Raw genomic sequence first — 22,688 nt, forward strand, 5'->3', positions numbered from 1 at the left:
GTTAATGTTGTACCCATGAAGAGAAGTCGCGCATGACTCGCCAACCCACCGAGCTGGCGCCGCTGCGCATGCTGGTCGCGGTGCACGAGTACGGATCCCTGAGCGCCGCCGCGGACGTCCTGGGGGTGTCGCAGCAGGGGGTGTCCGCGCGGATGCGCGCGCTAGAGAGTCAGTGGGGGCTGAGCCTGTTTCAGCGCTCCACCCGCGGAACGGCCCTGACACCCGAAGGGGTGGTCATCGCGGAGTGGGCGCACGACCTGCTGACGCGTTCCGCCTCCTTCGACGCGTCCGTCGATGCGCTCAAGCGTGACGAGGAGTCTCACGTCCGCGTGGCAGCCAGCCTGACAGTCGCGGAGCACCTCATGCCGCTATGGCTCACCCGCTTTGCCTCCGTGGGAGACGCGACCCGGCTCGAGTTGACCGCCGCCAACAGCGCAGCGGTCGTCGAGGGGGTGAGAGAGGGCAAATACAACGTCGGATTCATCGAGACTCCTGACGTGCCAACGGACCTGGACTCGATGGTCGTGGCCAGCGATGAGCTTTTGGTGGTGGTGGGAACGACGCACCCATGGGCGCAACGCGAATCGGTCACCGTTGAGGAGCTCGCGGCGACGCCCCTGATTAGCCGCGAACGTGGTTCCGGCACCCGCACCACGCTGGAACGCCGGGTCCGGCTCGCCGTGGTGGGACTCTCCATCGCGGAGCCGGCTGCGGAACTGCCGACAGCGCTCGCGATCCGCTCGCGAGTGATGGCGGGCGGGGGAGTGGCCGTGCTGAGCGCGCTCGCGGTGGCGGACGACATTGCAGCGGGCCGACTCACGCGGGTGGAGACCGAGGACCTGAGTTTCCCCCGGCCCATCGTCGCGGTCTGGGATCCCCGCGGACAGCGGCACGATTCTGTCAGGCGACTCCTGGACATCGCGCGACGCGCGGCGGGCACAACCCCCGGCTAGGGAGCTACGGCTGCCCGCACGCGCGCGCCGATGGCAGCCTCAGCCTCAGCAAACTCCACCTCGCGCCCCGCGCCGGGCCCGCCCGAGAGGTCCACCCCCACGACGCCGGGAATCTGCAGGAACGCCAGCGACAGGTCTATCGCGGCGCGAATGCCAGCGCCCTGCACATCGTCCGACTCGGTGATTTCCTCCAGGTAGCCCTCGGGCAGCGCCATTGAAGTGAAGCCGCGGATCAGGTCCGCGCTGGAGCGATCGACGATGATTGGCACGCAGGGGATGAAGCCCATCGTCACTCCAAGCGCCTGGGCTCGCGTGATGAAATCGCGGACTGGCCCCACGCCCCCCGCGTGATTGACGAAGCAGATCTGGGCCCCGGCGCGTTGCTTCTCCAGCAACCTAGCGGGCCGGGCATGGGTAGGAGGAGACAGCGGAGCCTCGGCGACGGAGACCAGGTGGCCGCGCTGGGCCATGAGTGCTGCAAGTTTGGTGGAGTCCAGGTCAAATACCGGGGCGGCGTCCGGTCGGGAGCCGATGCGGGTGTGGTCGCCCGTCACACAGTGCACCCCGGCGGCCTGGGCGTGAGCCAACCCCGCGGCCTCCGCCTCTAGCGCGACCCGGTTACGGTCGCGAGCGTTGACTCCCATCCAGGGCGCGATGCCGGCCTCGCGCAGTAGCAGCGCCCGGTACGACGGGGGGTACTGCACGCGGGCGGTACCCGAGTCGCCCGCGAGCGCCGCGTCGACGGAGCCGGAGAGGGCTCGGGCGCAGTCGCGCAACGACGCTGGATCGAGAGCTCGGGCGGGGAAGTCCGCGACCACGATCGGACCTTCGTCGATGCGCTCGCGCATGCGTTGTGCCCCGGCCGGAGCGATCACGTCCCCGGCGGGATCGGGAGCCATCGAGGGGGCGTGGTCGGCATCGTCGCGAGCGCCCTTCCACCGCACGGGGGCCAACTCGAGGAACGAACACGCGTGCTCCGCCACCTCACAGCGGCCGGAAAAGTCCACCCCGCCGCACGGCCCGTACTCCATGTTCTTGGGGCAACCGGCCGTGCCCTGAGCGACGGGGGCGACCGGCGCATCGGCGACGCGTTGTGGCTCGGTACTACCCGGCACGGAACGTAGCCGTCCACTCATCGGACTCCATCTTGTACTCGACTCGTCGCGACGCGGTGTCGGCCGAGCCCAGCCAGAAGGTGAGCCGCGAGGGCCGCACCACAAAACCGGTCCAGCCCTCCGGCTGGGTGAACCCGTGCGTGCGCTCGGTCTCGAACTGCGCCCAGCGGTGCTCGCGCTCGCTCTGCTCCAGTGCGGCGAACTCGTGAGTGTTCATCCATGCCAGCTGTTGCAGATACGTTCCGCGGTCCCTGTAGGCCTGGGCGATCTCACCCGTCGCGGCTCGTAGCGCGGTGCCCTGCACCACCAGCTGGTGCGCGTTGTCCAGGTCGAGCACGGTCAGCGCGACGTGCGGGTCCGCCTCAATCTGGGCGACCTTGCGAGACGCGACGTCGGTGTGGAAGAAGAAGCCCTCGCGTGAGACCTCCGACAGCACCAGGGTGCGCGCATCAGGCACGCCATCGTCGAGCGTGGACAGGGTGAACAGGAACTGGTTGGGCTCGCCGGGTAGCCAATCGAGCACCAGGTCCCACGGGTCTGCGGGAAAGCCGTGCGACAGCGGTTCTCTGTGACTCATGAGGTTCCCTTGGGGTTGAATGTCGCGATCTCCGCCAGGCCGGCCACCGAACGCGCGACAAGGTCTGTCGCGATGCCGGCGCCCACCTCCGCGGTCGACCCCGTGGGGTCGCCCAGGAGGCCGTCGAATCCAAAGTCGTCGCTGAGCCAGCCGAACTGCACGGGCGCGCCGCCAAAGCCGATGAGTCGGTTCGAGGACAGGCCCTCGGGGATGGCGCGCTTGAACCTGTCCGCGTGCACCAACTCGGGGCGCAGGTGCATGAGCAGGGACGTCTCACCCCAACCCCCGTGGATGCCTAGCCCCTCCTCGTCGGGGCCGCCGATGCCCGCGCTGTCGCCGTCGCCGGACGGAACGGCGACGGACATCGCGAACGTGCGCAGCCCGTAGAGGCGCCGTAGTTCGCGCAGCGCAACGCCGAGCAGCGCCACGTTCCCGCCGTGTCCGTTGAAGAGGACCAGGGTGCGGGCTGGGGTGGCCGCCAGGGAGCGGCCGATGCTCCTGAGAGTGGCTAACAGCTCGTCGGCGCCTATCCAGAAGGTGCCGGGAGCCCAGTGGTGTTCGTCGGACTTGGTGTAGGCCAGCGGTGGCAGACGCCACACGTCCTGCCCGGAAGCGGCCGCCTGGGCGACGATGCGGGAGGACAGCACATCGGCCATGATGAGATCGGTCGCCAACGGTAGGTGATCGCCGTGGTGCTCGATCGAGCCAATAGGTAGCACGACGATCGAGTCAGCTGTCAGCGTGGCAGCTGCTTCGGGTCCGGTGAGCTCGGCGAGCTCACGAGTGGCGGGGGCGGAGGCGCTCACATCTGCGTCCCGGTGTATTCGGAGACTACGGCACCCAGTTTGCCCGGATTGAGCAGGCCGCCCGGGTCCGTGGTGGCCGCCAGGGCGGCTGTGCGTTCGGGCTCGAAATCCACCGCCCACTGGTGAGGATTATGCGTCCGGACCCCGAGCGCTGCCAGCCGGTCAAAGCCCGCCAGCACGTCCGCCGTCGAAGTGTAGGTTCCGGTCAGCATCCCTATGGGACGAGCCTTCTGTGCCTCGATGTGCAGCATCCCGTCCGGATAGCAGGCCTCAACCCCGGAAAGATTGTCGACGAGCGCGTCACCCAGCACCTCCACGTGGAAGTACTTGCCTGGTGCGGACTTCTGCAGCCACTCGACTGGGTGGTTGTAAGAGTTCATGGATAGTTGAACGGTGTGCCGTGCGCCCTCGCGGACGTCGTCAACTCGCCCGCCCGCCTCCTCGACGAGCCTTGTCGCCTCGGCGAGCGTGGCTTCGTCCAGGATGGCCCGCAACGACGCCTTGCCGTCGGCGATGCCGAGGTCGGCGGGCAGGCAACGCGCTAGCTCCGTGCGGTCGCCGGAGACCAGCCGCGGCGCGGGGTCAAGCGCCGCGAATGGCTTGATGAGCGCGACAACCTGCTCGAACGTGTCGAAGCTGGCGTAGAAGGCTCGCCACGGCTGCAGAGGCTCGATGGCTACGCGAACCTTGGTGATGATGCCCGCCGTGCCGTAGTTGTGGAGGTAGGGAGCCACCTCGTCGTCCTCCACCCACACCGTCGTGAGTTCGGGCAGCGCGTGGGCCACCTCGACTGCCTTCACGAAGCCCTGGTGGAGCAGTCCGTTCGCTATCGACCCCGTCCCGCCGGACCCGCCGGCGATGAATCCGCCGACCGTGGTCTGCGCGGTCGACGGGTACATCCAGAGCTGCTTGCCTGCCTTGTTGGCGGTCTGTTCGAGGGCCCACATCACGGCGCCGGCCTCCGCCTCGATGTAGTCGTCGCCGACCTCGATGATCTTGCGCGCGCGGCTGGTGTCGAGCACGAGGCCGCCCGCCATGGGGATGCCCTGGCCGTAGTTTCCCGTGCCTTTGCCGCGCGGCGTGATCGGGACTCCGTGGCGCACCGCGGCCGCGACGGTCTGAGCAATCAGATCCGAGGAGCCGGGGGTGGCGACCACCTGAGCGCGACCCAGCGGCAGCAGGCGGGTGATCACGGGGGACAGGTAGGAACCGTCGACCGACGCCCGCTCGAGCGCGGCATCCTCGGTGGTGACGGCTGACGCTCCAAGAAGCGACTCGAGTTCAGTAATGAGTGCATCGACGCGGTCCGCGTCGACAGCTTTGAGATCGGTCATGAGATCCTCCGGGAGTCGAGTGGCGGCATTAGTGCATCACCATGCCGCCGGTGAGATTGAGCGCTTGTCCAGTCATGAACGAAGACTCGTCGCTGGCAAGAAAGACTGCGATGTCCGCGACATCGGTGGGGCAGGGAAGCTTGCCGAGGGGGGACTGGCTCGACCACTGCGAGACCTGCTCCTCGGTCCGGGTTGCGGCGCCCATTTCCGTCAGGACGTATCCAGGACAGATTGCGTTGGCGCGAACCCCGTGCGCGCCCCATTCGAGCGCCGCGGCTCGGGTCAAGGCCACGACCGCCGCCTTCGAGGCCGCGTAGTGGCCCTCCATGGCGCCGCCCTTCTTGGCGGCCATTGACGCGAGGTTGACGATGACGCCGCCGTCGGCCGCGATCATCGCCCTGCCCGCGTGCTGCATGGTCAGGAGCATCGCGCGGGCGTTGATGTCGAGCATCGCGTCCCATTCGTCGACGGTGATGTCGAGGAGGGGACGCAACGCGAAGATCCCCGCGCAGTTAATGAGCACGTCGACGCCGCCCAGGTGGCTGATCGCCTCCGCCATGGCGCGTTCAGTGTCCGCTGCGTCCGCCAGGTCGACGGCCACCGCGTGACCGCCGTACTCACTCGCTGCGGCTTGGGCCTGATCGGCCAAACGGTCAAGAATCACCACCGAGGCGCCCTCGGCCGCAACGCGGGAGGCGATGCTGGCGCCAATGCCACGCGCCCCTCCGGTAACGATGACCCGCTGTCGTGCGAGGCGGGGGATGGTCGTTACCGGAGAGGCTGTCATGCGTGGTCCTTACTGAGTGGGGGTGATAGTTGAGATCAGAAACCGAGCGAGATGGACTCGTCGATGAACTCGTTCGTGTACAGGTCCTCAGGCGTGAGGCCTTCCGCGACCTCGATGCCCTGCTCCGCGTAGATCGGCAGGACGATGTCGAACAGGGACGCGACGCGCTCTGCGTCGTGGGTGCCGAGGATGCCGTCGGGGCCATCGGAGGCGATGCCGTCCGCAATCATCGTGTCGAACGAGAACTCCGCGACGTCAGCGGAGTAGACCCAGCCGGTGTCGAAGGCGTCGACCAGTTCGAGCACTAGCGCCTCGACCGAAGCCTGCAACGTGCCGTCGTAGTAGTCGACCTCTGCCTGCTGCATGATCGGGACGAGCAGTTCTAGGCAATCCGCGTACTCGGTCACGGTCTCGGGGAGTACCGACATCGACGCCGCGTACTTGGGATAGCCGGCATCGTTGATGAGTTCGTAGCCAACGGGCTTTGCCCAGGCTTCGACCTCGTTCGCGTAGATGTACGGCTCTGCCGACGCGAAGCCCTGCTGAGAGATCGCGCCGTCCTCGGCCACGAACACCGCGGGGGTGCCGTCGTACGTCGTGTCTACCTGGCTGTCCGAGAGCACACCAGTGCCGACGAAGTAGTCAATGTAGACGCCGCCTGGGAAGACCCGCACCGTGACGTCCTCGGCGCCTAGGTCGGCGATCGAGGTCACGTCGGGGTAGGTCTCGGGGTCCCACATGATCATCTGCGGGTCCTTCTCGAGCGGCTGGAAAACGGCGACCGTCGGCAGGTCGGCAGAGTGGGCGATCGACTCGTCCGTTCCGACGTACGCCATGAAGATCGATTCGTCGGAGTAGAGCTGGGTGTTGGGCTGCGCGTAGCCGACTGCGGGGCCGCCTGACAGGACGGTGATGTCGACGCCGGTGTCCGCGCCGGAGGCGATGAGTGGTCCGGTGACGGACTTGTTGTTGGAGTCGACCGTGTACTCCGAGCCCAGCATGGAGTACAGGTGGCCGTGCTCCATTTCAGGGTTCCAGTCGGTTTGAATCTTGATGTCCGCAGGGCAAACGCCCGACAGGTCGACCGCGCCGGCCATCGCGGAGGTGGTGGAGGAAGCCGAGGCCGAAGCGGAAGCTTCCGGCTCAGCATCGGTTGAGCATGCCGCCAGCGTGAGGGCGGACACGGCGATGCCCGTGAGGACGATGCCGCTCTTGAAGGGGACTCGCATATTGCGCTCCTTAGTTGATACGTGGGGGAGAGGGCCCTTACGGGCGGTTGCGACGACGGCCGATTAGCCGAAGTCGTACCACTTGCCGACTGCTCGATTACCGATCCAGCCGAAGATGAGGAAGATCACCACTCCCAGGAGGGAGGCGACCAGCACGGACGCGAAGAGCTCTTCAGAGAGCAAGCGCGCGCTGTACTTGTTGATGAGGGATCCGATGCCCGGCGTGCCTCGTTGAAAGAAGAACTCGCCGACGATCGCGCCCACCACAGACAGGCCCGCGGAGATGCGCATTCCCGCGAAGATGGCCGGAAGCGCAGCTGGCATTTCGAGCTTGCTGAGCACGATTGACTGGGTGGCGCCTTGCAGCTTGAACAGTTCGCGCATGCCGCGGTCCACGGATTGCAGGCCAAACAGGGTGTTGGAGACCATCGGGAACAACGCGATGATCACGCACACCACGACGCGGGCGGTGAAGTCGTAACCGAACCAGAAGCCGATGAGCGGGGTGATGGCGAGAATCGGGATGGCCTGCAGCATGACCGCATAGGGGAAGAGTGCTCGTTCCATCCACCCGGTCTGGTGCATCACGATTGCCCACAACACGCCCACCACAATGGCGATGAGCAGGCCGGTGAGCGAGACCACGGTCGTGCGCCACATCGCGACCCAGATATCCGGTGCTGACGTCGGATCCCATAACTTGGTGATGACCTCGTGGGGGGCAGGCAGCAGGAAGGACCTCTTGCCGAGCATCGCATTGGCGATGTACGCGACGGCCACCAGCAGTGCCGCGATCGTCAGCGGCGGGACCCAGGTACGAAGGCCCGACTTCGCGGCCTTGCTCGTGCGTGACGGTGCGGGCGACGTGACATTCTCGGTAGACATTAGTGCGCCTCTCTTAGGGCGTGGGAGATCTCGCCGACAAGCTCCGCATATTCGCGAGTGAAGCGGATCTCGGGGTCACGGGGCATGTCGAATGGCACCTCGTACTCACCGACGAAGGTGCCTGGCCTGCCCGACATCACGATGACTCGCGTCGACAGATACACGGCCTCGGAGACTGAGTGCGTGATGAAGAGCCCGGCGAACTTCTTCTCGTCGAACAGGCGGATGAGTTCGTCGTTAAGGCGCTCGCGGGTGATCTCGTCGAGCGCGCCGAAGGGTTCGTCGAAGAGGAACACCTCTGGATCGAGGGTGAGGCTACGCGCCAACGATGCGCGCATCTTCATACCGCCGGAGAGTTGCCGCGGCAAGTGATCCTCAAAGCCGCTCAGGCCGACCAGGTCGATCGCCTCTTGCGCTTCCTGGGTGCGCCTGGCTTTGGACTCCCCGTGCAGTTCTGCCAGGAGTTCCACGTTGCTTCGCGTAGTCCGCCAAGGGAGGAGAGTGGCGTCCTGGAAGACATAGCCGATGCGGTCGGTCGCCAGGTGGACCGAGCCGTTTGAGGCGGTCTCGAGTCCTGAGGCAATCCGCAAGAGCGTTGACTTTCCGCAACCCGAGGGTCCCACCACCGTGACGAACTCGCCGCGTTTGAGGGACAGGTCCACTCCCTGGAGCGCGACCGTCCCATCCGGGAAGGTCATCTCGACATTGTCGAAACCGAGGAGTTCGGCGCGCCCTGTGGGCGCCGGTGCGGCGGGTTGAGTAGTGCTCATCGTGTCCTCACTGAGGCAGTGTCGAGGGTGGGGAATTCGGAGTGCGACTGGGTGCGCGCGACGACTCGGCCGCCGTGCAGGACCACACGATCCGCGCTCGCCTCGGCGATCGCGTGGGTGAGATGCGAAGCGCGCACAGCGAGCAGGTCGGCGGCGGCGCCGGCGGTGGGGCCCGAGCTCGCCAAGCCCATCACTTCGCGGGCGCCACCACTGACGGCGTGGAACGCTTCCTCGGCAGTGAGGTGGCCGGCGACAACGAGCAGCATGGCCGTCTCTAGGCCATCCGATCGACCCATGGGATTGAACGGGTCGCGTACGTTATCTGCCCCGGCCGCAAAGCGAGCGCCCGCATCGACCAAGGCACGGACGGCGGTGAGGCCGCGCGGGGTGGCAACCTCGTGTTCCCATCCCTGCAAGTACAGATTGGTGATGGGGTTGGCGATCACGCCTATTCCGGACGCCACCACGGCTTCGATCAGCCCGTCACGCTCCTCGACGCTCACGGTTCCGAGGCGCACGCAGTGCCCCGCAGTCACGTTCCTGCTCCAGGCGCGGGTGCGTTCGGCGAGCCTACCGAGCGTGACGACTTCGTCGAGGGACTCGTCCGTGTGCATATCCAGCACGCAGTCGTTTCGCTCGGCGATCGCGAGTATGCGGTCGAGTTCCACGAACGGCTCGGGAGCGAGGTGTGCGGCTGCGCCGATGCCGTCTGCGCCGGCGTCAAGCGAGGCCTCGACAACCGACGTGGGGATGTCCGCGGGGACGAGGGAGATGATCTCGATATCGACCAAGTCGTGGAGCTCGTCGCGAACCGTGTTGATGGCGCGGATCCCGCGCAGGGGGTCGTCTCCGCGCAGGAGGTCCACGTGAGAGCGAATTGCCGTGGTTCCGTTGCGGACGTTGCGCAGCACCTGGGCCCGAGCGCGGGTGACGATGTCCTGCTCGGTCATGGCGTCCGCGTAGTCGCGCCAGCTGACGATGGCAGCGCGCAGGTCTCCCATCGGTGGACGGATCGCATCCCACGACCCGGCTTTGTCCAGGTGAGCGTGAGGCTCGGCCGTCGCGCTGAGCAGCAAATGGCCATCCAGATCGAGAATCGCCGAGGCGTCCGACGGCACGCGCGCCGTGCCGCTGGGCAGCACGGAGGTCACCGTGCCACCGCTAATCGTGACGTCTACGGCACTCCCGTCGGGCAGGTGTGCACCGCGGATCAAACTGGGGAACTCGCCACTATTCGTCATATTCACCTCGCCTGCCATGTAGGGGTAATGTTGACCTCATCAACATTCAGGACACTAGTGGTCGAGAGTTTCCGGCTTGTGACACGGCGATTTCGTACAGTAAATTTGCCGTCACAATTCAGGACTAACGTCCCTTACCAGCGGCTAGGGATTGACCCGGCCGAGCATCGGAGGGTCGATGACCACGCCAGGACGTATCGCCGGCGACACGGCGTCGGACGAATCCACGGGCAAAGCGCTCGGTGGACGGATCCGCGCCTTGCGGCGGCTGCGGGGGATGACCTTGGTGCGCCTCGCGAGCCTTTCCGCTCTTTCCCACTCGTTCCTCTCCCAGGTAGAACGGGGCCAGGCGACTCCCAGCTTCAACTCTCTTGGGCGGATAGCTCACGCGCTTGGAACGTCTCAGATCGAGCTGCTGACGGACTCTCGACCGGCTGGCTCGGTGGGGCATTCGCGCGTTACTGCGGCCGCGGAAGCTGCCCAGGGCACCTATGGGGAGGGCGAGGCGCGGCTGCTCGTGGCCGACGCCGACGCGCATTTTAGGCCGCTATCAATCACCAGTCACCACCTCGAATTCGGGGAGCCGTTCGTCCACGTCGAGCACGAGTTCCTGTACCTGGTTGCCGGGCGCATTGAGGTGGAACTCGACGGTGAACGCCAAGTCTTGGAACCGGGGGATTCGGTGTATTGCGAATCCGAGGTGCCGCACCGATGGCGGGCCGTCGACCCCGGCGGCTTCCACGCCCTGGTCGTCAAGGAACAGCCGCGAACAACAGCCAGGCAGCCACGGCCGGCGCCTACGGAGGAATCATGAGTCAAGCCAGCGGACCTTTTGGGGTCATTGTGGTCAGACGCGAGGAGACCGCTGGCGGCGTGATCGTCGTGGACCTGGTCGCGACTACCGGTGCGTCGCTGCCCGGATGGACCCCGGGCGCCCACGTCGACGTAGTGATGCCCGCGGGCATGGTGCGTCAATACTCCCTGTGCGGGGAACCGGGCAGCGACCGTTGGCGGATCGCCGTGCTGCGGGAGGACGCCGGCAGGGGAGGTTCCCGCTGGCTCGCGGACAACGCGGCGGTGGGTGCGACGCTGACCCTGGAAGGCCCCCGCAACCACTTCGAACTCGACACCGGTACGGGGCCCGCGCTCTTCCTGGCCGCGGGCATCGGGGTCACCCCGCTGGTCGCGATGGCGCGAGCCGCGCGGGACGATGGCCGCGACTACCTGCTCCGTTATTCCGGCTCAACCCGCAAATCAATGGCACTCGTTGAGGAGCTCGAGCGTATGCACGGCGAACGGCTCGCGGTGCATGTGTCCGACGAGGCCTCCCGCCTCGACCTCGAGTCCGAGCTCGCCAACCTCGAGCCCGGCACCGTGGTGTACGCCTGTGGCCCCTCCCGGTATCTCGACGCGGTGACGAGCGCGGCGGTGGCGCTGCAAATGGAGGTGCGCATGGAGCACTTCACTCCGGTGGAGTTGACCGCTCCCGTTCGCGACGACGCGTTCGAAGTCGAGCTCGCCATGTCCGGCATCACGGTGCAGGTTCCACCTGGCAAATCTATCCTCGCGGCCGTTGAGGAGGAGGGGATTTTGGTGCTTTCAAGTTGCACCGAGGGTACGTGCGGCACGTGCGAGACGCCCGTCATCGAGGGAAAGGTCGATCACCGAGACTCGATCCTCACCCCGGCCGAGCGCGACAGGGGGGACGTCATGTATGTGTGCGTCTCGCGCGCAGCCTGCCCCCGCTTGGTGCTAGACCTTTAGGAGGGAGCAGGCGCTCAGCCCAGCCGTCGGTCCAGGTCGGCTACTAGCGACTTCTCGTCCGAGTTGACCAGTTCGTAGTCGCGCACGACCAGGCGACCGGCGACGATGACGTGGCGTGGCCTGCGTCCGGGGGACGCCCACAGCAGGCCAGCGATGGGGTCCGCCACCGCGGCATCGGCGACTCCCGAGACGTCCCACACGCAAGCGTCAGCGGCGGCGCCGGGTGTCAACACACCTAGGTCGCTGCGCCCCAGTCCCTGCGCCGAGCCGGCCGTCGCCATAGCCAGCACCTCACGGGCCGCGAGCTGCGGACCGACGAGTCCCGACACTTGCATGGCAAGCCGTGCGTCCGCGAGCAGGTGGCCCGCATCGTTCGAGCCGCCGCCGGAGGTACCAAGCCCGACGGGAATGCCAGCATCGAGCAAGCGCCGGACCGGCGCGATGCCCCACCCCATGGGCACGTCGCATCCGGGTGCGTGCGTCGCGGACACTCCGGCTGACGCGACGCGCTCGATCTCGGCGTCGGTCACGTCGCAGAGGTGCGCGATGGTCACGCCGGGTTCCAGCCAACCCCACTGAGAGAGCAGGTCGAGCGGCCGCCGGCCGTAACGCTCGAGCGCGATTGCCGTGTCCACCTGCTCATTGGCTTGGGTGCGTCGGCGCAGGCCGTGCTCCACCGCCACCTCGCGCAACAGGCGGAAGGTCGCCTCCGGGTCGGAGTGCACGCCGGCGGGACCAACCGCAATCTGCAGCATCCCGTCCGGGCGCACACCGCCCTCGTGGCCGGCCCGCAAGAGATGCCGCACGATGGCCGTGGCGCTGAGCGCAGCCTCCTCCGGATCGTCGCGAGCGGAGCCGCGGACAAAGACTAGCCGCGCGCCGAGTAGCGAAGCGGAGTCGACGACTGCCGAGGCGATCGCCACCTGGTCCTCGACGGGACCGCCGTGCGGCCAGTTCAGGTGATGATCCGCGATCGTCGTGACCCCGTTGAGGAGCGATTCGGCGATTCCGGCCGCGCTAGCTACCGCGCTGAGGGAGGCATCGAGGCCCGCCGCAGCGTAGGCGTCGGCCATGGTGGGAAGCCAGTCGCGCATCGGCACGCCACGCGTGCCTGGCAGCGTACGGAAGGCCGTCTGCAACAGGTGATGATGGGCGTTGATCAACCCCGGCGTCACGATGCAACCCGACACGTCGAGCTGATCCTCGCCTGGAAGCGGGGCGATTCTCGACGCCACTGTCGCGCCGTCAAAGGCGATGTCCCCAGCCCTTTCGGTGGCTGGGTCAAGCGGATCTACAACGATGCCGAGCGCGTCTGTTAGCAACATGTGGGCAGTTTGCCACGCTCGTGTTTCCACTTCGTGGCGCCGTCGCTATCGACGCGTGACGGAGCCAGTTGACGGGTGTTCGGCACCGTTGAAAGCTTGCGAAAAGATGATTGCAGGACGGGGAACAATCGCGGCCGTTTGCCCGTTGAAGAAGTGTGCGTACCTGCCAGGCGCACAAGCATTGTTTTCTCCTTTGAAACAATAAGAAGGGGCCCGCGATCCTGGACGGTCGCGGGCCCCTTCTGTTGTGTTTGGGAGGCGGGGCCAAGCAGACCCCGAAGGGTGGTGACCAGCCGGTGAGGCCGGTCAGGCGGTTAGACCGGTCGGGTCTGCGGGCTGGTTTTCACCGTCATCGAAGCGTCGCGCACCACGGCGTCGCCAAGTGCGTCGTCGATGCGAGTCATGAGTTCCGCGGGAATGGTGACTGAGGAGGCCTTGGCGTTCTCGTAGACCTGCTCCGGACGCGACGCCCCGATGATCGCCGCGGCGACGTTGTCGTTCTGTAGCACCCAGGCCACGGCCAACTGCGCCATCGTGAGGTCGAGTTCGGCGGCGATGGGCTGGAGGTTCTGCACCCGAGTCAGCAGCTCGTCGTTTCCGAGGAAGCGGCTGATCATGTCCTTGCCACCCTTGTCGTCGGTGCCACGCGAACCCGCAGGGGCGGGCTGACCGGGCAGGTACTTGCCCGTGAGTACGCCCTGAGCGACGGGGGACCAGACAATCTGCGAGAGCCCCGCCTCCTTGGAAGCCGGCACCACCTCGTCCTCGATCACGCGCCACAACATCGAATATTGCGGCTGGCTCGAGATGAGCTGGATGTTGAGTTCCTTTGCGAGCTTGGCTCCGGCCAGGATCTGGTCTCCGGTCCACTCGCTGACGCCGATGTACAGCGCCTTGCCCTGGCGCACGACGTCCGCGAACGCGGTCATGGTCTCCTCGAGCGGAGTCTCCGTGTCGTAACGGTGGGCCTGGTAAAGGTCAACGTAATCCGTCTTGAGGCGCGTCAGCGAGCCGTTGATCGACTCCATGATGTGCTTGCGCGACAGCCCGGTGTCGTTGGGGCCCTTGGGCCCGGTGGGCCAGTAGACCTTGGTGAAGATCTCCAGGCTCTCGCGCCGCTCGCCCTGCAGGATGTTTCCGAGCACCGTCTCCGCGCCGGTATTGGCGTACACGTCGGCGGTGTCGAACGACGTGATTCCTACGTCGAGCGCGGCCTTGACGCAGGCCTCGGCCTGCTCGTTGGCGACCTGTGACGCGTGCGTCAGCCAGTTGCCATAGGTGAGCTCCGTGATTTTGAGGCCGGAGTTGCCCAGGTAGCGATATGCAGTCATACGTTCACCCTAATCACCCCGGAAACGGGCGACTTCACCTTTTTGCTACGCGCTGGGCGTAACGAGGGTTCCGCGCACGTGAGAAGAGTCTTCAGACACGTGCGCGGAACGCCAGGTTAGACGGGAAACTCGCCGCGCTTGATCTTGGGGCGAGGGACGCGGAAGCGACGCATGTTGAAGTGACGGGAGATGACGTAGAAGACCCATCCGCGCGGCAGCTTGCCGTCGCCAAACTTGGCGATGAAGTGCTTCTTGAGGCGGCGAGTCATGAGCCAGGTATCGATCGCGGCGGCGAAGACGAACACGTAGAACACGAGGATGAGTGAGCCGCCGATGGGCGCGTCGTTGAGGAACAACGAGCCGATGACGAACACGATGGACAGGGGCAGCAGGAACTCGCCGATGGACGTGCGGGCGTCGACGAAGTCGCGCAGGAACCGGCGCTCGGGTCCACGGTGCTCCAGCGGCATGTTCCGCTCGTCGCCATTGCGCATGGCCTGGTACTGCGACTCGCGTTCGGCGCGCACCTTGGCCTTGCGCTCCTTGGAGTCAGCCTTGGGGTCGATGACGAGGCCGCGCTGGTTCTTGGCCTCCTGCTCCTTGCGGGTGGGGGTGGGGCGGCCCTTCTTGAGGGCGGCTGCCTCTGCCTCTGCGGGCGTGAGCGTCGGCTCGACAGGCTCAGGGGTGGACTTGTCGTTCTTGCTAAACATTATTTCCTTAAATCTCGTGGTGCGCCCATGGGCGCTCGGGCGAAAAGTGCTAGTCCTTGCTTGCGTCTTTGGCGGGCAGGGCCAGCATGCGGTCTAGCGCGACCTTAGCCTGCTCCTGGGTCGTGGCGTCAACGGCTACGCGGTTGGGTACCTCGCCGGCGAGAAGCGACTCTAGCGTCCACACCAGGTGCGGAAGGTCGATTCGGTTCATCGTCGAGCAGAAGCAGACGGTGTCCTCTAGGAACAGGATCTCCTTGTCAGGGTGCGCGTTCGCTAGCCGGCGCACCAGGTTCAGCTCAGTGCCGATCACCCAAGCGGAGCCGGGCTCGGCGGCGTCGAGGGTCTGGATGATGAACTCGGTCGAGCCCACGTAGTCCGCGCTCAGCACTACCTCGTGCGTGCACTCGGGGTGTACGAGCACATTGATGCCGGGGATCTGCGCCCGAGCCTTATCGACGTTGACCTTGCGGAACCGGCCGTGCACTGAGCAGTGGCCCTTCCACAGAATCACGCGCGCGGCGGCCATCTCCTCGGCGGTGTTGCCGCCCAGGGGCTTGCGGGGGTCGTAGACGACGCACTCGTCCAGTGACAGGCCAAGTTGCAGGACAGCGGTGTTGCGCCCGAGGTGTTGGTCGGGCATGAACAGCACCTTGCCGGTTCCCTCGACCCCGCCAACCCGGTCGAAAGCCCAGCGCATCGCCACCTCTGCGTTCGAGGACGTGCACACCACCCCGCCGTTGCGGCCGCAGAAGGCCTTGATCGCGGCCGTCGAGTTCATGTACGTGACGGGAACGGTGACGTCCGCAAAACCAGCCTCTGCTAGCTGTTCCCACGCGTCCTCGACCTGGTTGATGTTCGCCATGTCGGCCATCGAGCAGCCGGCCGCCATGTCCGGCAGGATCACGGCCTGCGAGTCGTCCGTGAGGATGTCCGCGCTCTCCGCCATGAAGTGGACGCCGCAAAAAACGATGAACTCCGCGGCCGGGCGGGCCGCCGCGTCGCGCGCGAGCTTGAAGGAGTCCCCGGTGACGTCCGCGAACTGGATGACCTCGTCGCGCTGGTAGTGGTGCCCCAGGATGAAGACGCGCTCGCCGAGCGCCTCCTTGGCGACGGTCGCACGGCGCACGAGGTCGGAGTCCGAGGCCTCGGGAAGGTCGCCGGGGCAATCCACTCCGCGCTCGGACATCGGGTCGCGGCGGTCCCCAAGTAACAACAGGGCCGGCGATTCGGACGGTTCGCTGAACGTCGAAGTCATCCGTCCATTGTGGCACGGTCCGCAGGGCACACTAGTGAGCATGCGTGTAGTGATGGTGTGCCAGGAGTGGGACGCGACGGGTCCACACCCCGTCGCGGCGGATTCCGCTCGCGACGTAGCGGTTCGAGCCTGGGGTGAGGCGGCGCCTCACGTTGAGATCGACGCATTCGCGATCGGCGACGGCGGTCCGCGGTCGGCCGATGCCGTGGCGGGCTCCCGCAGCCGGGTCGGGGGAATCGACGCGGTTCCGTTTGCCGACCAGGGTCGCTCCGAGGCTGACGCTGGCGCCCTCATGGTGGTGCCGTCGGGGCGCGACTCCCGGTGGAACCCGCTCGACCTAGCCTCCGGCCTGCTCGGCCTCGCCGCGATGGCACAGGCGGATGCGCGCCGGATCACGGTGATTGTGCCGGTCGGCAACGCAGACTGCGCGGGGGACGCGACGCTGCTGTGGGGCAGTGGGGCAGAGACGCCCTCGCTGGTAGGCGCGGCGCGCGCGGGGCTCGCGTCCTTGGACATCGTGATTCTGACCACCACCGACCGCCCCCTATTGGGCTTCCACGGCATGAGCTCCGCGCTGCGCGATGGCCGCGAGGCCGACGCCGCGGTTTCTGTCGCCGCGCAGGCGCAGGAGGAGCGCTGGACGGGGATTGCCCGTGAGGTGGACGCAGTCTCCTCGCGGCCGATGCTGGTGGGTTCGTCCCGTCTATCAGACCAACCTGGCACGGGAGCGGCATCGGGCCTCGCCTACTGCCTGGCCGCGCTAGGCGGGCGCATCGTGACTGATGCTGCGGGTTATCTCGCTGATGCCGCGGGGGTAGCCCGCGCTTTAGAAGGCGACGTCGCCGTCGCGGTCGCGCTGTCCCCGACGCTGTCGCCGACGAGCCTCGACCACGGAATCGCAAGCGCGCTCGCTCGGGCGGCCTCCGTGGCCGCCGTACCAGTGGTCGCGGTCGCCCCCGAAGTCCACATCGGTAGGCGGGACCTGATGGCGGCAGGCGTGGCCGCCGTCTACGAGGCGGGACACGGAGCCGACGCGCTCGCCGCGCAACTTGGCCGGGTAGCGCAGACCTGGACGCCGCGAACGTAGGCGCGAGAGCCCCGTATCGGCTCAACTTGGCGACTTTTCCCAGATTGCTGGGAATATCCGCAACACGGCGTACGCTATTAGTTACAGACCTAGAGAGAGGAGCGGCATATGACTGATACCGCGACAGAGACCGCCACGCATGGAGTGGTCATTACCGACGCCGCCGCAGGCAAGGTCAAGAGCCTGTTGGAGCAAGAGGGCCGCGACGACCTCAATCTGCGCCTTGCGGTGCAGCCTGGTGGTTGCTCGGGTCTGATCTACCAGCTCTACTTTGACGAGCGCACGCTCGACGGCGACGTTCGCAAGGACTTCGACGGTGTTGGAGTTGTAGTCGACAAGATGTCGGTGCCGTACCTCGATGGTGCGACGATCGACTTCGCCGACACGATCGAGAAGCAGGGCTTCACGATCGACAACCCGAACGCGGCAAGTTCCTGCGCATGCGGAGACTCCTTCAGCTAAGCGAGACGCGTCTTAGCGCAGAACGGGCGGTGTGGGCCAGCGATGGCCCCGCCGCCCGTTTGCGTCTCCTCTTGAAGACGGAAGAGCCCAGTTCGGGTTACGAGCCGAACACACCCATATCCGACTTCACATCGGAGATCACCCGCGGCAACACCTCGATGAAGCGGCGGACATCCTCATGGGCGATCCCCGGGTGCAGACCCACGCGAAGGTTTCCGTGCGTGAGTGCGCCCATCACCTCGAGCACCCGACTGGGCTCGAAGGTTTCCTTTCCGCACGCCGATCCAGACCCCACTGCGATCCCCTCGCGGTCGAGTCGAGTCACGAGCGGCTCACCGTCGAGGTAGAGGAACGCCGCGGTGAGGACGTGGGGGAGTCGCTCGTTGGTGTCACCGACGACCGCCACCTCCTCAAGGTTGTCGAACGCCGCCCGGATCTCGTCTACATACCCGCCGAGGCGAGTTGCTGTTTCCTGCTGCTGCTCCACCCGCTCCTGGAGCGCGACGGCGGCGGCCAGCGCCAGCGGCACCGAGATGCCGCCGGGTGCCCACGGGTCGCCGTCGGGCCACGCCTGGAGCCAACGGGTCTGCGGCCGCATGGCAACTACCCCGAGGCCGGCCGGGCCGCCCCAGTCCGCCGGGTTCGCGACTAAGGCGTCCCAATCTTGTGGGGCCTCGATGTGGCCGATGCTGGCCGTCGCGTCGACGATGAGCGGCACTGACCGCTCCTGGGTAATGGCATGAATATCAGCGAGCCGCTGTACTGTGCCGATCTCGTGATTGGCGTGCTGCACCGCGGCCACCGCGGTGGCCGGGTCGCTTGTCAGGGAACTGAATTGCGCGAGGTCAAGGTGTCCGAGGGAGTCGACGGAGACCAGATCGACGTGGCCCCGCGTGACGTGGTGAGCGGAGTCGAGAAGCGCGTCGCGCTCGATCGCCGACACCACCGCGCGGTCCCGACCGCGCCGCGCCGCGCAGATGCCGGCCGTCACCCGCTCGAAAGCGATGTTCACGGAGGGAGTGAAATGGACGTACTCGGTCTGCGCGCCGAGCACGTCGGCGACGGCAGCGCGGGCCCCCTCTACTAACGCGCGCGCGCGGCGTGACTCGGCGTGAAGGCGATTGGGATCCGCCCATCCGTCCGCGAAACCGGCCCTGAGGGCATCGGTCACACGGGGGGTCAGTGGCGCGGAGCCGCTCGAATCCAAAAACATGCGGGTGGCTGACATGCCCTCACGGTATCGCGCGCTAGACTAACCGCGTGTCCAAAGTATCCCGCCCCAGAACACTCCGTTATGCCCTAGGCGCAACCGGCACGGCAGCTGTAATGCTCCTGCTCACTGGTTGTGTAGAAGGGATCGAGAACGGCGCGCTTCCAAGCACGCCCGACATCACTAACCAGACCGGCCGCATCATTACGCTGTGGAACGGCTCCTGGATCGCGGCTCTCGCCGTCGGTGTGATTACGTGGGGCCTGATTTTGTGGTGCGTCGCCGTCTATCGCAAGCGCAAGGGCGACAACAAGTTGCCACTTCAGACGCGTGCGAACGTGCCGCTCGAGCTCATGTACGTGGTGTTGCCGCTCCTCATGGTCGGCGTCCTGTTCAAGTTCACCGCGGAGGACATCAGTGCCCTCCAGGATGACTCGGCAACCCCCGACCTCACCATTCAGGTGATCGGCAAGCAGTGGAGCTGGGACTTCAACTACGTAGACGACGACGTCTACTCGGCCGGCGTTCAGGCCACCCTCACCGGTGAGACCGGTGTCGAGGAAACCCTCCCCACCCTTTACCTACCGGTGAACGAGCGGGTCGAGTTCATCCTTAACTCGCGTGACGTCATCCACTCCTTCTGGATCCCGGCGTTCCTCTACAAGGAGGACACCATTCCGGGGCGCACCAACAGCTTCCAGGTGATCCCCACCCAGACGGGCACATACAAGGGCAAGTGCGCAGAGCTCTGCGGCGAGTACCACGCCTCAATGTTGTTCAACGTCGAGGTCGTGGACCGCGAGGAGTACGACGCACACATGCAGGAACTGCGCGACGAAGGCTACGAGGGCCAGATTGGTCTGGAATACAGCCGTGACCAGGTCGTCAAGATGACCCAGGACCACGAGGAGACCAACGAATAATGGCCACCGACATCATGGAAGCATCGCCGGACGCCGCGGCGTCTGAGCCCACCGCAACCTCGCCTCACACTAAGGGACGCCTGGTGATCAAGTGGATCACCTCCACTGACCACAAGACCATCGGGTACATGTACCTGGTGACGTCGTTCATCTTCTTCTGCATCGGCGGCCTGATGGCGCTGGTCATTCGCGCGGAGCTGTTCGAGCCCGGAATGCAGATTGTCCAGTCCGCGGAGCAGTACAACCAGCTGTTCACGATGCACGGCACCATCATGCTGCTGCTGTTCGCGACGCCGCTGTTCGCGGGCTTCGCCAACGTGATCATGCCGCTGCAGATTGGCGCGCCCGACGTGGCGTTCCCGCGTCTGAACATGTTCGCCTTCTGGCTCTACCTCTTTGGTGGCCTCATCGCCTCGGCAGGTTTCTTCACCCCTCAGGGCGCGGCGTCCTTCGGCTGGTTCGCGTACGCGCCGCTGAGCAACGCTGTCTACTCCCCGGGAGTCGGCGGAGACCTGTGGGTCTTCGGTCTCGCGCTCGGTGGATTCGGAACCATCCTGGGTGCGGTGAACTTCATCACCACCATCGTGACGATGCGTGCTCCCGGAATGACGATGTTCCGCATGCCCATCTTCACGTGGAACACGCTCGTCACGTCGATGCTCGTCCTGGTGGCCTTCCCGCCCCTCGCGTCCGCGCTGCTCGCGCTGGGAGCTGACCGGCGGATGGGCGCACAGATCTTCAACCCCGACAACGGCGGAGCCATTCTGTGGCAGCACCTGTTCTGGTTCTTCGGGCACCCTGAGGTTTACATCATCGCGTTGCCGTTCTTCGGCATCGTCACCGAGATCCTCCCGGTATTCTCCCGCAAGCCGCTCTTCGGCTACCACGGCATCGTGTACGCGACCATCGCGATCGCCGCGCTCTCCGTCACCGTGTGGGCCCACCACATGTACGTCACCGGGGCTGTTCTCCTTCCGTTCTTCGCGTTCATGACCATGTTGATTGCGGTGCCTACGGGCGTCAAATTCTTCAACTGGATAGGAACAATGTGGAGAGGAAAGATATCCTTCGAGACGCCCATGCTCTGGGCGATCGGCTTCCTCATCACCTTCCTGTTCGGTGGCCTCACTGGCGTCATCCTGTCGGCCCCGCCGCTGGACTTCCCGGTGTCAGACTCGTACTTCGTGGTTGCCCACTTCCACTATGTGGTCTTCGGCACCGTGGTGTTCGCGATGTTCGCGGGCTTCTACTTCTGGTGGCCTAAGTTCACCGGCAAGATGCTCGACGAGCGGCTGGGAAAGATCCACTTCTGGCTCCTCTTCATCGGCTTCCACACCACGTTCCTGATCCAGCACTGGCTGGGCGTGCAGGGCATGGCGCGACGCTACGTCGACTACCTCCCCGAAGACGGCTTCACAGGCATGAACCAGGTATCCACGGTCGGAGCGTTCATCCTCGCGCTGTCGACCCTGCCGTTCCTGTGGAACGTGTACCGCACGTCGCGGAAGGCTCCCAAGGTCACCGTTGACGACCCGTGGGGCTTTGGAAACTCGCTCGAGTGGGCTACTTCCTGCCCGCCGCCGCGACACAACTTCACCTCCATCCCGCGTATCCGATCCGAGCGGCCAGCCTTCGACCTTCACCACCCCGGTGCTGCGGCGATCGATCACTATCAGGCCGAGCGTGACGACGCCGATCACCCCAAGGTGAGTTAGGACTCTTCGACTATGAATATTGCAGCGAAGCTCTTTAATCTACCGGCCATCTTCTTCCTCGTTGTTGCAGTGCTTTACGGCATCTTCAACGGTTGGGAAGAGTGGGTAGGATTCGTCGCGATCCTGCTGACCGGCGGACTGTTCCTGATGATCGGCGTGTACTTCTACATGCTCGACAAGCGCCACGGGGTTCGTCCCGAGGACCGCAACGATGGCGAGATCATCGAGACGGGTGGCGAGCAGGGTGTCTACGCTCCCTGGAGCTGGTGGCCGCTGGTGCTCGCGGCATCCGCGGCGCTCGGCTTCACCGCGCTGGCGGTGGGTTGGTGGATCCTCTGGCCCGCCATCTTCGTGTTCATCATCGGCATCGTCGGCTGGGTATTTGAGTTCTCACGCGGCCAGCACGCGCACTAAGGTTTTGTACGTTTAAGTAGGGCCGATTCCCCAACGGGGGAGTCGGCCCTACTGCATTAGACGGGACCGCTAGGTTAGGTTGGGGGAGGTGAGTCATGAGCATTCGCGGCAGCTTGTGGATATTGCTGGGCAGCTTGGTGGTGCTGCAGTTCGGCTACCCCATCACCAACTACGGGACGTGGTGGACGGTCGCCTACCTGCTCGTGTACAGCGGCGTGATCATGTTCGGCGTGCGCGAGGTCGCAGTGCATCCGCGCGCCAAGTGGCCCATCGCCCCGGTCGTCATCTTCCTCATTTTTGCGGCCGTGTGGTTCGCGCTGCATCAGGACGACTCCGAGGCCACGGTGATCCTGCTGGCAGCGATCGGCCTGTTCCAACTGGTGCTCTTGATAGTGCTCGTACGCCGTCTGATGCAGCCATCGCACCATTCCCGCACCGTGGACCTGGTCCTTATCGCGGTCTCCGCGTATCTGCTCCTGGGCGGTGTCTTTGGCGTTATCTCCAGCCAGATCGAGTTCGCGTACCCCGGCAGCTTTATCGACAACACGAACGGCGGCGGCTCGGTCACCTGGCAGGCCCTGTTCTACGACAGTTACGTCACCATCTCCACTCTGGGGTACGGCGACATCGTGCCCGTCACAGACTGGGCACGCTCCTTCGCCTCGCTAGAGGCGGTGCTGGGGACACTCTTCATCGCCATCGTGATTGCGCGCCTGGTGGGCGTCGGAAGCACTCGGTGGCGCATGAACACCGAGCCTGAGTAGTCCGTATCCGACGAGCGGAACCTTCCGGACA

Annotated in this window: 23 protein-coding genes; 9 read left to right on the forward strand and 14 right to left on the reverse strand. The window is 65.7% G+C overall.

All coding sequences use genetic code 11. From position 1 onward, the window contains the following. Positions 1–32: 32 nt before the first annotated feature. Positions 33–953 (forward strand): LysR family transcriptional regulator, encoded by a 921-nt coding sequence (locus ACQU6B_RS05490; protein WP_430869038.1) that lies wholly within the window; start codon positions 33–35, stop codon positions 951–953. Here ACQU6B_RS05490 and ACQU6B_RS05495 read toward each other — a convergent pair. The 9 genes from ACQU6B_RS05495 to ACQU6B_RS05535 form a co-directional block, all read right to left on the reverse strand. Next, positions 950–2,089, reverse strand: coding sequence for a methylenetetrahydrofolate reductase C-terminal domain-containing protein (locus ACQU6B_RS05495; RefSeq protein ID WP_430869039.1), 1,140 nt, complete (start codon positions 2,087–2,089; stop codon positions 950–952). The two genes, ACQU6B_RS05490 and ACQU6B_RS05495, sit on opposite strands and share 4 nt — an antisense overlap. Further along, positions 2,058–2,645, reverse strand: coding sequence for a pyridoxamine 5'-phosphate oxidase family protein (locus ACQU6B_RS05500; protein WP_430869040.1), 588 nt, complete (start codon positions 2,643–2,645; stop codon positions 2,058–2,060). The genes ACQU6B_RS05495 and ACQU6B_RS05500 overlap by 32 nt, the downstream gene beginning before the upstream one ends. Next, positions 2,642–3,451: a creatininase family protein gene (locus ACQU6B_RS05505; protein ID WP_430869041.1), complete on the reverse strand. Its 810-nt coding sequence runs from the start codon at positions 3,449–3,451 to the stop codon at positions 2,642–2,644. The genes ACQU6B_RS05500 and ACQU6B_RS05505 overlap by 4 nt, the downstream gene beginning before the upstream one ends. Continuing rightward, positions 3,448–4,785, reverse strand: coding sequence for an FAD-binding oxidoreductase (locus ACQU6B_RS05510; RefSeq protein WP_430869042.1), 1,338 nt, complete (start codon positions 4,783–4,785; stop codon positions 3,448–3,450). The genes ACQU6B_RS05505 and ACQU6B_RS05510 overlap by 4 nt, the downstream gene beginning before the upstream one ends. 28 nt (positions 4,786–4,813) lie before the next feature. Continuing rightward, the gene (locus tag ACQU6B_RS05515) at positions 4,814–5,572 is read right to left on the reverse strand and encodes an SDR family NAD(P)-dependent oxidoreductase (protein WP_430869043.1); all 759 of its coding nucleotides are present in this window, start codon (positions 5,570–5,572) and stop codon (positions 4,814–4,816) included. A 35-nt stretch (positions 5,573–5,607) separates the two neighbouring features. Continuing rightward, positions 5,608–6,801: an ABC transporter substrate-binding protein gene (locus ACQU6B_RS05520; protein ID WP_430869044.1), complete on the reverse strand. Its 1,194-nt coding sequence runs from the start codon at positions 6,799–6,801 to the stop codon at positions 5,608–5,610. Between the two features lie 63 nt (positions 6,802–6,864). Beyond that, complete coding sequence (locus ACQU6B_RS05525) at positions 6,865–7,686, reverse strand: ABC transporter permease (RefSeq protein ID WP_430869045.1); 822 nt, start codon at positions 7,684–7,686, stop codon at positions 6,865–6,867. Next, complete coding sequence (locus ACQU6B_RS05530; RefSeq protein ID WP_430869046.1) at positions 7,686–8,456, reverse strand: ABC transporter ATP-binding protein; 771 nt, start codon at positions 8,454–8,456, stop codon at positions 7,686–7,688. The genes ACQU6B_RS05525 and ACQU6B_RS05530 overlap by 1 nt, the downstream gene beginning before the upstream one ends. Continuing rightward, positions 8,453–9,697, reverse strand: a complete 1,245-nt coding sequence (locus ACQU6B_RS05535) for an amidohydrolase family protein (protein ID WP_430869047.1) — start codon at positions 9,695–9,697, stop codon at positions 8,453–8,455. The genes ACQU6B_RS05530 and ACQU6B_RS05535 overlap by 4 nt, the downstream gene beginning before the upstream one ends. A gap of 178 nt (positions 9,698–9,875) precedes the next feature. Between ACQU6B_RS05535 and ACQU6B_RS05540 the strand changes: the two genes are divergently transcribed. Together ACQU6B_RS05540 and ACQU6B_RS05545 are read left to right on the forward strand one after the other, a co-directional pair. Continuing rightward, positions 9,876–10,511: a helix-turn-helix domain-containing protein gene (locus ACQU6B_RS05540; RefSeq protein ID WP_430869048.1), complete on the forward strand. Its 636-nt coding sequence runs from the start codon at positions 9,876–9,878 to the stop codon at positions 10,509–10,511. Next, positions 10,508–11,461 (forward strand): PDR/VanB family oxidoreductase, encoded by a 954-nt coding sequence (locus tag ACQU6B_RS05545; protein WP_430869049.1) that lies wholly within the window; start codon positions 10,508–10,510, stop codon positions 11,459–11,461. The genes ACQU6B_RS05540 and ACQU6B_RS05545 overlap by 4 nt, the downstream gene beginning before the upstream one ends. A 14-nt stretch (positions 11,462–11,475) precedes the next feature. On the opposite strand, the gene ACQU6B_RS05550 is transcribed toward ACQU6B_RS05545, so the two are convergent. From ACQU6B_RS05550 to nadA, 4 genes are all read right to left on the reverse strand, one after another. After that, the gene (locus ACQU6B_RS05550) at positions 11,476–12,786 is read right to left on the reverse strand and encodes an amidohydrolase family protein (protein ID WP_430869050.1); all 1,311 of its coding nucleotides are present in this window, start codon (positions 12,784–12,786) and stop codon (positions 11,476–11,478) included. A 314-nt stretch (positions 12,787–13,100) separates the two neighbouring features. Further along, on the reverse strand, positions 13,101–14,117 hold the full coding sequence (locus ACQU6B_RS05555; protein ID WP_430869051.1) for an aldo/keto reductase family protein: 1,017 nt from the start codon (positions 14,115–14,117) through the stop codon (positions 13,101–13,103). Between the two features lie 116 nt (positions 14,118–14,233). After that, the gene (locus ACQU6B_RS05560; RefSeq protein ID WP_430869052.1) at positions 14,234–14,827 is read right to left on the reverse strand and encodes a DUF3043 domain-containing protein; all 594 of its coding nucleotides are present in this window, start codon (positions 14,825–14,827) and stop codon (positions 14,234–14,236) included. Between the two features lie 49 nt (positions 14,828–14,876). Beyond that, positions 14,877–16,082 carry a quinolinate synthase NadA gene (gene nadA / locus ACQU6B_RS05565; protein ID WP_430869053.1) on the reverse strand — a complete coding sequence of 402 codons (1,206 nt, stop codon included), beginning with the start codon at positions 16,080–16,082 and terminating at the stop codon, positions 14,877–14,879. A gap of 40 nt (positions 16,083–16,122) precedes the next feature. Here nadA and ACQU6B_RS05570 point away from each other — a divergent pair, with 40 nt between their 5' ends. Together ACQU6B_RS05570 and erpA are read left to right on the forward strand one after the other, a co-directional pair. Beyond that, positions 16,123–17,169, forward strand: coding sequence for a glycerate kinase (locus ACQU6B_RS05570; RefSeq protein ID WP_430869215.1), 1,047 nt, complete (start codon positions 16,123–16,125; stop codon positions 17,167–17,169). Between the two features lie 108 nt (positions 17,170–17,277). Beyond that, positions 17,278–17,631 carry an iron-sulfur cluster insertion protein ErpA gene (gene erpA / locus ACQU6B_RS05575; protein WP_430869054.1) on the forward strand — a complete coding sequence of 118 codons (354 nt, stop codon included), beginning with the start codon at positions 17,278–17,280 and terminating at the stop codon, positions 17,629–17,631. Positions 17,632–17,728: 97 nt separating this feature from the next. Here erpA and ACQU6B_RS05580 read toward each other — a convergent pair whose 3' ends face one another. Continuing rightward, on the reverse strand, positions 17,729–18,859 hold the full coding sequence (locus tag ACQU6B_RS05580; protein WP_430869055.1) for a cysteine desulfurase family protein: 1,131 nt from the start codon (positions 18,857–18,859) through the stop codon (positions 17,729–17,731). 32 nt (positions 18,860–18,891) lie between these two features. On the opposite strand from ACQU6B_RS05580, the gene ctaC reads away from it, so the two are divergent. The 4 genes from ctaC to ACQU6B_RS05600 all read left to right on the forward strand — a co-directional run bounded on the left by ctaC (position 18,892) and on the right by ACQU6B_RS05600 (position 22,657). Continuing rightward, the gene (gene ctaC / locus ACQU6B_RS05585; protein ID WP_430869056.1) at positions 18,892–19,764 is read left to right on the forward strand and encodes an aa3-type cytochrome oxidase subunit II; all 873 of its coding nucleotides are present in this window, start codon (positions 18,892–18,894) and stop codon (positions 19,762–19,764) included. Between the two features lie 14 nt (positions 19,765–19,778). Further along, the gene (ctaD, locus tag ACQU6B_RS05590; RefSeq protein ID WP_430869216.1) at positions 19,779–21,479 is read left to right on the forward strand and encodes an aa3-type cytochrome oxidase subunit I; all 1,701 of its coding nucleotides are present in this window, start codon (positions 19,779–19,781) and stop codon (positions 21,477–21,479) included. A 12-nt stretch (positions 21,480–21,491) separates the two neighbouring features. After that, positions 21,492–21,893, forward strand: a complete 402-nt coding sequence (locus ACQU6B_RS05595; protein ID WP_430869057.1) for a cytochrome c oxidase subunit 4 — start codon at positions 21,492–21,494, stop codon at positions 21,891–21,893. Positions 21,894–21,988: 95 nt separating this feature from the next. Continuing rightward, positions 21,989–22,657: a potassium channel family protein gene (locus tag ACQU6B_RS05600; protein ID WP_430869058.1), complete on the forward strand. Its 669-nt coding sequence runs from the start codon at positions 21,989–21,991 to the stop codon at positions 22,655–22,657. Positions 22,658–22,688: the final 31 nt, after the last annotated feature.

Source organism: Demequina aurantiaca (genome assembly GCF_050598105.1).
In the GTDB taxonomy this organism is placed as follows: domain Bacteria; phylum Actinomycetota; class Actinomycetes; order Actinomycetales; family Demequinaceae; genus Demequina; species Demequina aurantiaca_A.

Coding starts and splice junctions, on each gene's coding strand:
- ACQU6B_RS05490 (WP_430869038.1), top strand. CDS start 33: ATGACTCGCCAACCCACCGAGCTGGCGCCGCTGCGCATGCTGGTCGCG.
- ACQU6B_RS05495 (WP_430869039.1), bottom strand. CDS start 2,089: ATGAGTGGACGGCTACGTTCCGTGCCGGGTAGTACCGAGCCACAACGC.
- ACQU6B_RS05500 (WP_430869040.1), bottom strand. CDS start 2,645: ATGAGTCACAGAGAACCGCTGTCGCACGGCTTTCCCGCAGACCCGTGG.
- ACQU6B_RS05510 (WP_430869042.1), bottom strand. CDS start 4,785: ATGACCGATCTCAAAGCTGTCGACGCGGACCGCGTCGATGCACTCATT.
- ACQU6B_RS05515 (WP_430869043.1), bottom strand. CDS start 5,572: ATGACAGCCTCTCCGGTAACGACCATCCCCCGCCTCGCACGACAGCGG.
- ACQU6B_RS05520 (WP_430869044.1), bottom strand. CDS start 6,801: ATGCGAGTCCCCTTCAAGAGCGGCATCGTCCTCACGGGCATCGCCGTG.
- ACQU6B_RS05525 (WP_430869045.1), bottom strand. CDS start 7,686: ATGTCTACCGAGAATGTCACGTCGCCCGCACCGTCACGCACGAGCAAG.
- ACQU6B_RS05530 (WP_430869046.1), bottom strand. CDS start 8,456: ATGAGCACTACTCAACCCGCCGCACCGGCGCCCACAGGGCGCGCCGAA.
- ACQU6B_RS05535 (WP_430869047.1), bottom strand. CDS start 9,697: ATGACGAATAGTGGCGAGTTCCCCAGTTTGATCCGCGGTGCACACCTG.
- ACQU6B_RS05540 (WP_430869048.1), top strand. CDS start 9,876: ATGACCACGCCAGGACGTATCGCCGGCGACACGGCGTCGGACGAATCC.
- ACQU6B_RS05545 (WP_430869049.1), top strand. CDS start 10,508: ATGAGTCAAGCCAGCGGACCTTTTGGGGTCATTGTGGTCAGACGCGAG.
- ACQU6B_RS05550 (WP_430869050.1), bottom strand. CDS start 12,786: ATGTTGCTAACAGACGCGCTCGGCATCGTTGTAGATCCGCTTGACCCA.
- ACQU6B_RS05555 (WP_430869051.1), bottom strand. CDS start 14,117: ATGACTGCATATCGCTACCTGGGCAACTCCGGCCTCAAAATCACGGAG.
- ACQU6B_RS05560 (WP_430869052.1), bottom strand. CDS start 14,827: ATGTTTAGCAAGAACGACAAGTCCACCCCTGAGCCTGTCGAGCCGACG.
- nadA (WP_430869053.1), bottom strand. CDS start 16,082: ATGACTTCGACGTTCAGCGAACCGTCCGAATCGCCGGCCCTGTTGTTA.
- ACQU6B_RS05570 (WP_430869215.1), top strand. CDS start 16,123: ATGCGTGTAGTGATGGTGTGCCAGGAGTGGGACGCGACGGGTCCACAC.
- erpA (WP_430869054.1), top strand. CDS start 17,278: ATGACTGATACCGCGACAGAGACCGCCACGCATGGAGTGGTCATTACC.
- ACQU6B_RS05580 (WP_430869055.1), bottom strand. CDS start 18,859: ATGTCAGCCACCCGCATGTTTTTGGATTCGAGCGGCTCCGCGCCACTG.
- ctaD (WP_430869216.1), top strand. CDS start 19,779: ATGGAAGCATCGCCGGACGCCGCGGCGTCTGAGCCCACCGCAACCTCG.
- ACQU6B_RS05595 (WP_430869057.1), top strand. CDS start 21,492: ATGAATATTGCAGCGAAGCTCTTTAATCTACCGGCCATCTTCTTCCTC.
- ACQU6B_RS05600 (WP_430869058.1), top strand. CDS start 21,989: ATGAGCATTCGCGGCAGCTTGTGGATATTGCTGGGCAGCTTGGTGGTG.